The organism is Pseudomonas sp. GM49, assembly GCF_000282355.1.
Classification (GTDB): domain Bacteria; phylum Pseudomonadota; class Gammaproteobacteria; order Pseudomonadales; family Pseudomonadaceae; genus Aquipseudomonas.
The window spans coordinates 1-9,533 of the sequence record NZ_AKJL01000252.1 but is presented as its reverse complement, the minus strand read 5'-3'; the positions used below and the strand labels follow the sequence as shown (position 1 = coordinate 9,533).

The 9,533-nt window shown below is 60.2% G+C and carries 11 protein-coding genes; 5 read left to right on the top strand and 6 right to left on the bottom strand.

Annotated elements, in window-relative coordinates; translation table 11 throughout:
- Together lysA and lptM are read right to left on the bottom strand one after the other, a co-directional pair.
- Positions 1-761, bottom strand: a 761-nt coding sequence (gene lysA / locus PMI29_RS07600) for a diaminopimelate decarboxylase (protein ID WP_008001491.1), incomplete at its 3' end; no start/stop codon positions are given.
- Positions 762-770: 9 nt separating this feature from the next.
- Positions 771-947, bottom strand: a complete 177-nt coding sequence (gene lptM / locus PMI29_RS31405) for an LPS translocon maturation chaperone LptM (RefSeq protein ID WP_007992225.1) — start codon at positions 945-947, stop codon at positions 771-773.
- 296 nt (positions 948-1,243) lie between these two features.
- Here lptM and cyaY point away from each other — a divergent pair, with 296 nt between their 5' ends.
- From cyaY to rnk, 3 genes are all read left to right on the top strand, one after another.
- Entirely contained in the window at positions 1,244-1,576 is a 333-nt protein-coding gene (cyaY, locus tag PMI29_RS07610; protein ID WP_008001489.1) for an iron donor protein CyaY, read from the top strand.
- 4 nt (positions 1,577-1,580) lie between these two features.
- Complete coding sequence (locus PMI29_RS07615; protein ID WP_008001488.1) at positions 1,581-1,799, top strand: DUF1289 domain-containing protein; 219 nt, start codon at positions 1,581-1,583, stop codon at positions 1,797-1,799.
- A gap of 283 nt (positions 1,800-2,082) precedes the next feature.
- Entirely contained in the window at positions 2,083-2,493 is a 411-nt protein-coding gene (gene rnk, locus PMI29_RS07620; RefSeq protein ID WP_008001484.1) for a nucleoside diphosphate kinase regulator, read from the top strand.
- A 7-nt stretch (positions 2,494-2,500) separates the two neighbouring features.
- Here the strand turns inward: rnk and PMI29_RS07625 are convergent, their stop codons facing one another.
- The 3 genes from PMI29_RS07625 to PMI29_RS07635 form a co-directional block, all read right to left on the bottom strand.
- Positions 2,501-5,344: a class I adenylate cyclase gene (locus PMI29_RS07625; protein WP_008001482.1), complete on the bottom strand. Its 2,844-nt coding sequence runs from the start codon at positions 5,342-5,344 to the stop codon at positions 2,501-2,503.
- A gap of 193 nt (positions 5,345-5,537) precedes the next feature.
- Positions 5,538-5,783, bottom strand: a complete 246-nt coding sequence (locus PMI29_RS07630; RefSeq protein ID WP_007980796.1) for a TIGR02647 family protein — start codon at positions 5,781-5,783, stop codon at positions 5,538-5,540.
- A 223-nt stretch (positions 5,784-6,006) separates the two neighbouring features.
- The gene (locus PMI29_RS07635) at positions 6,007-6,291 is read right to left on the bottom strand and encodes a hypothetical protein (RefSeq protein ID WP_007992234.1); all 285 of its coding nucleotides are present in this window, start codon (positions 6,289-6,291) and stop codon (positions 6,007-6,009) included.
- 124 nt (positions 6,292-6,415) lie between these two features.
- On the opposite strand from PMI29_RS07635, the gene PMI29_RS07640 reads away from it, so the two are divergent.
- Positions 6,416-7,075, top strand: coding sequence for a glutathione S-transferase family protein (locus tag PMI29_RS07640; protein WP_008001480.1), 660 nt, complete (start codon positions 6,416-6,418; stop codon positions 7,073-7,075).
- A gap of 117 nt (positions 7,076-7,192) precedes the next feature.
- Here the strand turns inward: PMI29_RS07640 and argH are convergent, their stop codons facing one another.
- Complete coding sequence (gene argH / locus PMI29_RS07645; RefSeq protein WP_008001478.1) at positions 7,193-8,587, bottom strand: argininosuccinate lyase; 1,395 nt, start codon at positions 8,585-8,587, stop codon at positions 7,193-7,195.
- Positions 8,588-9,111: 524 nt separating this feature from the next.
- On the opposite strand from argH, the gene PMI29_RS07650 reads away from it, so the two are divergent.
- A partial coding sequence (locus tag PMI29_RS07650) for a LytR/AlgR family response regulator transcription factor (protein ID WP_008001476.1) occupies positions 9,112-9,533 on the top strand: 422 nt, incomplete at its 3' end.

Sequence of the window (9,533 nt, the reverse complement as noted above, 5' to 3'; positions counted from 1 at the left end):
CCCCCAGCCAATGGCGGCTCTTCATCGCGATAACGCACTCCCAAGCCACCACCGAGATCGATGTGGCGCAGGTAAATACCGCAATCGCCGAGGCGGTCGACCAGGCCCAGCAGGCGGTCGAGGGCATCGATGAACGGTGGCAGGGTGGTCAGTTGCGATCCGATGTGGCAATCGACGCCGACCACTTCCAGGTTCGGCAATTGCGCGGCACGCACGTACACGTCTTCGGCGTCGGCAATGGCGATGCCGAACTTGTTCTCTTTGAGACCGGTGGAAATGTACGGGTGAGTGCCGGCATCGACGTCCGGGTTCACGCGCAGCGAAATCGGCGCGCGAACGCCCAGTTCGGCGGCGACTACTTGCAGGCGTTCCAGCTCGTCGGTGGACTCGACGTTGAAGCAGTGCACGCCGACTTCCAGGGCGCGACGCATGTCGTCACGGGTCTTGCCGACGCCGGAGAACACGATCTTGTCGGCGCTGCCGCCAGCGGCCAGTACGCGTTCCAGTTCGCCACGGGAGACGATGTCGAAACCGGCGCCCAGACGCGCCAGGACATTCAGTACGCCCAGGTTGGAGTTGGCCTTGACCGCGAAGCAGACCAGGTGCGGCATGCCGGCCAGCGCATCGGCGTAAGCCAGGTATTGGGCTTCGATGTGTGCACGGGAGTAAACGTAGGTCGGTGTACCAAAGCGCTCGGCGATGGCAGACAGGGCAACACCTTCCGCGAACAGTTCACCGTCACGGTAGTTAAAAGCGTCCATGAGGTTCCCTTATTGGTAGACGTCGTGCTTGTGTGCTTTCGAGGCAGGCTGCTGTTGCGAAGACTTGGCCTGCTCGGCAGGGTCCTGGTCTTCATCAGGCAGATAGAGCGGGCCTTTTTGACCGCAGGCCGACACAAGGCAGGCGACCGCGAGGAGCGCAGCAAGGGAAGAGATCAGGCGCTTCATGGCGAAATCCTTGAAAATGCATTAATTGCGCCGGAGTATACCGGCCACCCGGCAGCTTGCCTATGCAGCGGGGCTCCCGTCCGGCGGGGCTTGGCCGCAAGCACATCGAACCCTGTGGGAGCGGGCTTGCCCGCGATGAGGCCATAACAGGCGCATTAATGTTGAATGTGAGGCCGCATCGCGAGCAAGCTCGCTCCCACAGGTAGGGCAACGGGTCATTATCCTTTGCATTCGACGGGGCTCGGTCGTATCTTGCGGCGCTTGAGCCTGATCAGACACTTTTTGAGGTTGCCGTAATGAGTTTGTCCGAAGCGCGTTTCCACGACCTGGTCGATGCCACCCAGCAAACTCTGGAGGACATCTTTGACGACAGCGATCTGGACATCGACCTCGAAAGCTCGGCCGGTGTGCTGACCGTCAAATTCGAGAACGGCAGCCAACTGATCTTCAGTCGCCAGGAGCCGCTGCGTCAGCTGTGGCTGGCCGCGGTGTCCGGGGGCTTCCACTTCGACTATGACGAAGAAAGCGAGCGCTGGATGTGTGACAAGAGCGAAGAGCAGTTGGGTGAAATGCTCGAGCGTATCGTCAAACAACAGGCTGACGTCGATCTCGATTTCGAAGGCCTGTGAGATCGTGACCCAGCCTGCGCCTGTCCGTCCGCCCAAGCCGCTCTACAGCAATGTCAGCCCGGCGGTGCCATCGCCGTGCAGCGGTGTGTGTCGGCTGGACGAGCAAAAAGTCTGCCTGGGCTGCTTCCGTCATGTCGAAGACATCCGCGAATGGCGCTCGGCCGATGATGAGCGCCGACGGGTGATTTGCGCCGAGGCTGCCCAGCGCAAATCCGGCGCCTGACGCCCAATCTGTGGGAGCGAGCTTGCTCGCGATGATGCCAGCACCTTCAAATCGTTGGTGACTGGCACTCCGCTATCGCGAGCAAGCTCGCTCCCACAGGCTATCTAATTGCTCGACTCACATTTCTCCCCTCCATCGGGTCCCTCACCCCCACCAGCTTGTATATTTTTTGAGCTGTGATAGTGTCCAGATATGCCTCAACCCATCGAGGCTTGTGAAAACCCCGCCTTTTTCTGGCGGGGTTTTGCTTTTTTCGTGCAGAAGAAAGGAGTCTGCCCTGATCATGACCGCACCTTCTATCACCCTTACCCGTCTGGACGTCCAGCGTCTGGAGCGTCTGATCGACAGCCTGGACGACACGCTGCCGGGCGTTATCGCGTTGCAAACCGAACTGGATCGCGCCGATACCGTAGTTGGCCACGATGAAGTGCCCGCCGATGTCGTGACCATGAATTCCCGTGTGCATTGCCGCGAAGAAGGCAGTGGCAAGGACTACCACCTGACCCTGGTGTACCCCAAGGATGCGAATGCCGACGAAGGCAAGGTCTCGATCCTGGCGCCGGTGGGCAGTGCGCTGCTCGGCCTGAAGGTTGGCCAGCATATCGATTGGCCGGCTCCGGGCGGCAAGACCCTGAAGCTGACGTTGCTGGAAGTCGAATCGCAGCCGGCCAATGGCGGCGACTTCCCGGAGTGACATCCCCTCAGACCTGACCGAGCGCCTCGTTCAATGCGTGCTCAAGGTCAGCTTTGTAGCGCAGGTACAGATGGGTGGAACTCTGTCCTTCGCCGAGCAGGCCTGACAGGTCGAGATCGGTGATGTAGCAGCGGTAGCGTTCGGTTTCCCGGCGCTGCCCGACGATTTCCCGGGCGACCACACTGAACAGTTGGTCGCCATGCTCCAGCTCGGAAAACTCCTTTTGATTGCAATACAGCGAGACCTGCACCTGACCCGGTGCGGCTTTGCCGACGATCGCCTGCACGTCGTAGAACGGTTTGTTCACTGGCGTCTGCGGTGCTGGCCGGGCTTCGATACGGCGCGCCCGGCCAGGGCCTGACGGCAGCAACTGGCAATACAGGGTGTCGATGTTCAGCGGGTGGGCCGCGTCCATCGGCAACAAGGCATCGCGACGGTACTGGATCGATTGCAGGAAACGCTGCAGCGGCACCAGCAGGCTTTGCTCATCGTGCCAGGGCAGGCGTTGCTGCCACAGGGCATTGAACTCATCGAGCACGTACAGATCGGCCTGATCTTCGTTGACCCGGTAGAACACTTGAATGCAATCCGGCTGGCCCGTCGGCAGGAACAGCGCAAGGTCGTGCTCTTCCAGTGCCTTCGGGTCCAGGTGAAGCGGGCTGTAGCTCGCCATTTCCTCGCCCAGGTAATCGATCAACGCCGGCAGAGTAGTCAGCGCGATGTGCTGGACCTGGCCCGGCACCAACTCCAGCACGTGGTAGTGCTGCTGGACCTGGATCAGGTAGCGATGATTGAGCTGGCTCAGCAGCAGGTTCTGCGCGGTATCGAGGATTTCCTCGACCCGTTGGGCAATGAACTGCGCACGGTTATGGCAGAAGCAACGCACCCTCAGCTTCGGCTGTTGTGGCCCGGCCGGCAGGTTGTTGAGGTAGTCGCGGATGCAGTCGAGCAGGGCATGGGGGCCGTCGTAGCGGCCGACCAGCACTTCGTTCCAGCTATTGAGCGTGACCTGGTCCAGGGTCAGCACCAGATTTTCCCGGACGCCGGCGTAGCTCAGGGAATCGGTGCGTTCGGTGGTCATCAGGATGTTCAGGTCGCGATGATGCTTGAGCGGATCGATGCCGACATTCACCAGCATCAGCACTTCACTCGGTACGCTGGCGCGCAGCAGAGGTTCTTCGGCGACGGTGGGCAGGGGCAGGGCGATGGTCTGTTGCAGGCTGCCGAGCAGGTTGAACAGTTCGAATTCGCTCAAGTCGCTGCTGCCGGGGTGCAAGGCCAGGCGGGTACTGCTGTCGATCACGCCATTGCGGTGGCACCAGGTCAACAGCTCGAGCAAGTGACGGCTGCGTTTGATCGGCGCGAAATGCTCCCACTCCAGCGCCGTCAGGCTGCCGTTGTACAAGCCCCACTGGCCTTGCCCCGGTTCTTTCTTGTTTGGTGCGTACACCAGCGTCAGGGTGTCTTCCGCCAGGTCCGGGGCGATACCGGGGTTGATGAACTCGACTTTGCCGGCCTTGCGCTCGAACGCGGCGTACAGTCGACGGCCCAAGACGCTCAGATCGCGCTTGTTGATGCGGCTGACGGTTTGTTCGTGACGGGCAAACTGGGTGAGGAAGCGGTAGCTGTAGTTCAGCTCGTTGACCAGGGCCCGCCGTTCGGAGCTGACCTGGCGGACTTTCCACTGGCTGCGGCTGTCGAGCAGGGCCAGTTGGCGCTGGTTCCAGTGCCATTCATGGGCCAGGCGCTCAAGCAAAGAGCGCTGCCAGCTCTGGGTGCGGCTGTTGCCGGTGAGTTTGCGATTGACCTTCAGGTACAACGCGCGACGCACCAGTTCCAACCGTTCCGGTTCGTTGCGGGCGATCAGGTATTCCTCGATGCGCCGGTACACCACGACGTACGGATCCAGCTCGTCGAGGTCGAGCCGGTTGGCGAACACCGCTTGCTTGAAGCGCAGGCTCAGGCAATGGACCCTGGGGTGTTCACTGGCATATACCTCGGTCAGCAACAGCTTGAGTACCGACTTGTAGGGCGACTCGATGCCCTTGAACAACTGCCAGAGCCCTGCGCCGATAAATTCGCCGGGCGGGATGTAGGCCAGGTTGCCGAGGTCGAGGGTTTCATTGGCACGGATGAAGCGTTTGGAGATCAAGGTATGGGTGTAGCGGTCGTAGTTCGATTCTTCGTAGACCGGCACCAGCCACCAGATCGGTGTCCGCCCGGCCAGCCAGATCGCGGTGCGGTAAAACTCGTCCAGCAACAGGTAGTGCTGGGTGGTGCCGCAATCTTCCGAGCTCAGCTGGGTATCGCGCTCGCCTCGGACGAAACGGGTCGGGTCGATCAGGAAAAAATGCGCCTCGGCGCCCTGGCTGGCGGCCCAGGTTTCCAGCAACTGGCATTTTTTGCGCAGCTCGGCGAGTTCGTTCTCGGTCAGGTCGGGTCCATGGCAGACCCACACATCCATATCGCTCTGGTCAGCCTGCGCCAGGGTGCCGAGGCTGCCCATCAGGAACAGTCCGTGAATTGGCCGGGGCGGGTTGCTGCCGTGGCGTGGTTTGTAAGAAAACGAGCGAGTCAGGCGCTGGGCTTCAGCGAGGACATTGGCATCCGGCTCGAAATTCGACAGCCCGGCTGGCGTGCTGCCGGAAACGTAGCCGGGCAACAGCGGATGATTAACGTGGAAAAACAGCGGCAGCAAGGTCAGGACCCCTTGCTGGCGGGTCGACAACCCTTCCATGGCGCGAGCCATGCGTCCTTCGTTGAGCTTCAGAAAACGTGCGCGCAGCTGGCTGAGAACCTTGCGGTCGATTCCCTCGTCCAGATCAGGGCGGATTTCATGGGTGCGGGTCATGTCAGCTCAAACCGGCTCGCAGGGCACGGACGTGGGGCTCTTCGGATGAGGGGCAGTTTAGCGCCTTGAGGCGAGGACTTTTAAGCGGATTTGTTTTTCTGGCGTCAGATTTCTATCGGTGGAGACAGAAGTCAGGGGGGGTGTGCCCGCGGAAATCCCTGGATCGGGGTCTCCGTGGGCGATGCGGCAGAATTCAGGCTGTTACTTCGGCGTTAAGAATAGTCAGCACGCTTTGCACATTTTGCGCGGCATCACGACCCAGGCTGGTCAGGTAACCGCCATCAGGCTGGTCGGTCAGTTCTTTTTCAAAGAGGCGTTTGGCGGCGGCAATGTGTTTCGGGGCAGCGGTCTGATGAATTTTCAAACCTTCCTGGGAACTGTCCAGGTTGAAGAGTGCGAGGACTTCCAGTTCGGCAACCAGCTCAGGGGTAAGCGACATAAGGACTCCAGACTTTCTAGGAATTGGACGACAGCGCCCCTAAGGTGAACCCGCTTGTCCGGCATGTCCAGTGCTGGCGACAGGGTTTTTTTCCTTTGTAGGAGCAGCCGGTCGACGCTCGATTGCTCGCGATGGTCGTTAACGATGCCGCATGTTTACTGACTAAACGCGGCGCTCTTGAGTCCATCGCGAGCAAGCTCGCTCCTACAGGGAAGGCGCAGGCCTACTGCTTTTCTGGTGGCAACTCGGGCAATGCGCGTAGCGCAGCTTCGTACCATTCGGTGTTGAACGCGCGGTCTTCTTCGAGGATTGCGTCGATTTCTACCGCCAAAACGTGAGCCATCAGGTTGAGGATTTCTTCCCGCTCGTAACCCACCAGCGTCAGCTTGTTGAACGTCGCCTTGGCCGCTGGCGGATTGTCGCTTTCGATCTGGTTTTCGATGGCCTGGATCAGGGTACTTTCGGCGAACTCTTCTTCGTCGTTGTCGATATCGTTCAGCTCGCTCATGGCAGGCTCCTCAGGGAAAGGTGGCCAGTTTAACCGTATTCAGTGGCGTGATGCTGCTGGCAAGAAACCCTCGAGCGTTCTATAAACAGGCACTGCCCACCCCGCATGGCCTGGAGGCTTTGTGATGATCAAGCTTTATGGATTCTCCGTCAGTAACTACTACAACATGGTCAAACTGGCGCTGCTGGAAAAAGGACTGCCTTTCGAAGAGGTGCCATTTTACGGTGGCACTGCCCCCGAAGCACTGGCCATCAGCCCTCGCGGAAAGGTCCCTGTGCTGCAGGTAGAGCAGGGCTTCATCAATGAAACCAGCGTGATCCTCGAATACATCGAGCAGAGCCAGAAAGGCACGCCTTTACTGCCGAGCGATCCGTTCGAGCGCGCGCAGGTGCTGGCACTGGCCAGGGAAATCGAGCTGTACATCGAATTGCCTGGCCGGGCCTGCTATCCCGAAGCTTTTTTCGGCATGACCCTGCCGGACGCGATCAAGGAAAAAACCAAAACCGAATTGTTGCTGGGGATGGCTGCGCTGGGCCGGCACGGCAAATTCAGCCCTTACGTGGCTGGCGACAGCTTGAGCGTGGCGGATCTGTATTTCCTGTTCAGCGTGCCGCTGGCGTGTGGGGTCGCCAAGAAGTTGTTTGGCATTGATCTGTTGGCCGAGATGCCGAAGGCCAAGGCGCTGCTGGAGTTTTTGGGGGGTAATCCGAATGTACAGCGTGTGGCGGCGGACCGGGAGGCCGCGATGCCGGCGTTCTTGGCGATGGTCGCGTCGAAGAAGTAAATTTTGTAGCGTTTGGAAGCAGGTCATCGCGAGCAGGCTCGCTCCCACATTGGATTGGGTTCACACATCAAACCCTGTGGGAGCGAGCTTGCTCCGGGCGGCGATCCGACGATGCTTTTAGCGGCTGGCGAGCAATGCCTGACCGCGCGCTACAGCGGCCTTCACCTGCGCCGGCGCGGTGCCGCCGATGTGGTTGCGGGCATTGACCGAGCCTTCCAGAGTCAGCACGGCGAACACGTCCTGGTCGATCTGGTCGCTGAACTTGCGCAGTTCTTCCAGGCTCATTTCCGCCAGGTCCTTGCCGCTGTCTACGCCGTACTTCACGGCATGGCCAACGATTTCGTGGCAATCACGGAATGGCAGGCCGCGACGTACCAGGTAGTCGGCCAGGTCGGTGGCGGTGGAGAAGCCGCGCAGTGCCGCTTCGCGCATCATCGCGTGCTTTGGCTTGATCGCCGGAACCATGTCGGCAAAGGCCCGTAGCGAGTCGCGCAAGGTGTCGGCGGCGTCGAACAGGGGTTCCTTGTCTTCCTGGTTGTCCTTGTTGTAGGCCAGAGGCTGGCCTTTCATCAGGGTCAACAGGCCCATCAGCGCGCCGAATACGCGACCGGTCTTGCCGCGCACGAGCTCCGGCACGTCCGGGTTTTTCTTTTGCGGCATGATCGAGCTGCCGGTGCAGAAACGGTCAGGCAGATCGATGAACTGGAACTGCGCGCTGGTCCACAGCACCAGCTCTTCGGAGAAGCGCGACAGGTGCATCATCGCAATGCTGGCGGCTGAGCAGAATTCGATGGCGAAATCGCGATCGGAGACGTTATCCAGCGAATTGCCGCCAACCGCGTCGAAACCCAGCAATTGGGCGGTGTACTCACGATCGATCGGGTAGGTGGTGCCGGCCAGCGCCGCGCTGCCCAGTGGCATGCGATTGGTGCGCTTGCGGCAGTCGACCAGGCGTTCGTAGTCGCGGCTGAGCATTTCGAACCAGGCCAGCATGTGGTGCCCGAACGTCACCGGCTGTGCAGTCTGCAGGTGGGTGAAACCCGGCATGATGCTGGCGGCTTCGCGCTCGGCCTGCTCCAGCAGGCCTTTTTGCAAGCGGGTGATTTCGGCCAGGATCAGGTCGATCTCATCACGCAGCCACAGACGGATGTCGGTGGCGACCTGGTCGTTACGGCTGCGGCCGGTGTGCAGTTTTTTACCGGTCACACCGATGCGGTCGGTCAGCCGTGCCTCGATGTTCATGTGGACGTCTTCGAGGTCGATGCGCCAGTCGAACTGGCCGGCCTCGATTTCACCCTGGATGGTGTTCAGGCCATCGATGATGCTGTCGCGCTCGGCATCGGTCAGCACGCCGACCTTGGCCAGCATGGTGGCGTGGGCGATCGAGCCCATGATGTCGTGGCGATACAGGCGCTGGTCGAAGGTGACGGAGGCGGTGAAGCGGGCGACGAAGGCGTCGACGGGTTCACTGAAGCGGCCGCCCCAGGACTGATTGGTCTTGTCAGTGCTCATGAATTCGCTCGTATCGGCTTGAAGTAAGAAGGCGTGGAACGCTGGCGCGGATAATAACAGGGTTGCCAATCCTGTCGCTGACGCTGGTCGACACGTTTTTTTGTGTAGGAGCGAGCTTGCTCGCGATGGGCGTTAACGATAACGCGTACTTCCTGGATAAACGCGTCGACGCCAGGTTCATCGCGAGCGAGCTCGCTCCTGCATTAGCGCAACGATATTTTTCAATTGAGCAATAACGTTCCGGCAACCGTCTACAGTTGGACAGTAGGATCAGCGCACTTCTCGGTGCGGAGGCTGGCTACTATAAGAAGAGGGGTGTTCATATTGCGTATCAGCAAACCCTGTGGCGATGTGTCGCCAATGCGGGCCTGGGCCGCCAATCGCCCGGCAGATGAAAATTTAGCCGCCGGACCAACGGCACTTTTTGACGCTCGGGCTAGTCTTAGCGTGGATCGCGGTGACGGACGTCACTTCACCTGTCTACGCTATCCTTGTGCGAGACTCACGCAGGAATCCAGCGCAATATGAATGTCCTGATCGTTGATGACGAACCCTTGGCCCGCGAGCGCCTGAGCCGAATGGTTGGCGAACTCGAGGGATACAGTGTCCTGGAGCCTAGTGCCACGAATGGCGAAGAGGCGTTGGCACTGATCGACAGTCACAAACCGGATATCGTGCTGCTTGATATCCGCATGCCCGGCCTCGATGGCCTGCAAGTGGCTGCGCGGTTATGCGAACGCGAAACTCCGCCCGCCGTGGTGTTCTGCGCCGGGCCCGATGAATTTGCCGTGGAAGCCTTACAGGCCAGCGCCGTAGGCTATCTGGTGAAACCTGTGAGAACTGAACAATTACATGACGCATTAAAGAGAGCCGAGCGCCCCAATCGTGCCCAGCTCGCCGCCCTGACCCGCCCTGCTGCCGAAAGTGGCAGCGGCCCGCGCAGCCA

Bases quoted from the DNA above. Each gene is read 5' to 3' on its own strand.
- lptM (WP_007992225.1), bottom strand. From the start codon at position 947: ATGAAGCGCCTGATCTCTTCCCTTGCTGCGCTCCTCGCGGTCGCCTGC.
- cyaY (WP_008001489.1), top strand. From the start codon at position 1,244: ATGAGTTTGTCCGAAGCGCGTTTCCACGACCTGGTCGATGCCACCCAG.
- rnk (WP_008001484.1), top strand. From the start codon at position 2,083: ATGACCGCACCTTCTATCACCCTTACCCGTCTGGACGTCCAGCGTCTG.
- PMI29_RS07625 (WP_008001482.1), bottom strand. From the start codon at position 5,344: ATGACCCGCACCCATGAAATCCGCCCTGATCTGGACGAGGGAATCGAC.
- PMI29_RS07630 (WP_007980796.1), bottom strand. From the start codon at position 5,783: ATGTCGCTTACCCCTGAGCTGGTTGCCGAACTGGAAGTCCTCGCACTC.
- PMI29_RS07635 (WP_007992234.1), bottom strand. From the start codon at position 6,291: ATGAGCGAGCTGAACGATATCGACAACGACGAAGAAGAGTTCGCCGAA.
- PMI29_RS07640 (WP_008001480.1), top strand. From the start codon at position 6,416: ATGATCAAGCTTTATGGATTCTCCGTCAGTAACTACTACAACATGGTC.
- argH (WP_008001478.1), bottom strand. From the start codon at position 8,587: ATGAGCACTGACAAGACCAATCAGTCCTGGGGCGGCCGCTTCAGTGAA.